The sequence below is a fragment of the Oceaniovalibus guishaninsula JLT2003 genome (assembly GCF_000299575.1).
Classification (GTDB): domain Bacteria; phylum Pseudomonadota; class Alphaproteobacteria; order Rhodobacterales; family Rhodobacteraceae; genus Palleronia; species Palleronia guishaninsula.
In genome coordinates this window covers 1-756 of sequence record NZ_AMGO01000022.1, presented here as the reverse complement: position 1 = coordinate 756, position 756 = coordinate 1, and the positions used below count along the sequence as shown (strand labels likewise).

Annotated in this window: 1 protein-coding gene; it reads right to left on the bottom strand. The window is 66.4% G+C overall.

Annotated elements, in window-relative coordinates:
* The coding region (locus tag OCGS_RS07820; RefSeq protein ID WP_156801003.1) for a phage portal protein family protein at positions 1-756 on the bottom strand (756 nt) is incomplete at both ends.

Below are 756 nucleotides of genomic sequence, written 5' to 3'. Positions count from 1 at the left end.
CATGCCAGTTCCAAGTGATCGCGAAGCCCTTGCGCTCCAGATACTCGATAGCGGCGGCCGGCCGCAGGGCGAAGATGGCCCGCAGATCGGCTTCGGTCGGAGCGGCCATCAGTCGATCCGGTCCAGGTTGCCCGTGGAGACGGCCCCAGGTATCGGCGGCGAACAGCAGCCGGTGGAGCGCGTCCGTCAGGGCGCTGTCATCCATGTCCGGGAACGCTTCGGCGAGGGCGCCGAGTAGTTCGGTTTCGCTGTCTCCGCGGTTGACCGCTTCCAGGAGCGGGGCGAGCAGGTCGTTGGCCTGGTTTTGCATGTCCTTCGCCGGCAGGTCAGCCAGCGCCTTGTCCAGCGCCTGCTGATCGCCATAGCGTGGGCCAACGATGGTGGCCAAGGCCGCCACCCGTTGTCCATGCTGTCGGCTCAGGATCGCAGGCTGCGCAGCCGAACGCAGAACTGGCTCATTCTTGGCAGGCTGCGGGATGCCGAGCTTGTCATAGACCCAGGCGCTGGGAATCTCCAGCCCCACGTTGACCAGCGCCGGAATCGACTGGGCCATGCTGGTGATGTCGGCTTGCTCGCGCAGGTCGAAGACTAGGCGCGGCGCCCGGCGCACGTCGGGACTACCAGGGCGATTCAGCACCAGGAGCGGCCAGAGCAGATCGCGGGACAACGTTGCCGCCAATTGGCGGGCATCGGATGCCAGCAAGTCGTGCCGAACCTCGTTATGTACCTGGCCCAGGGCAAAAGCGCCGCCGCCTG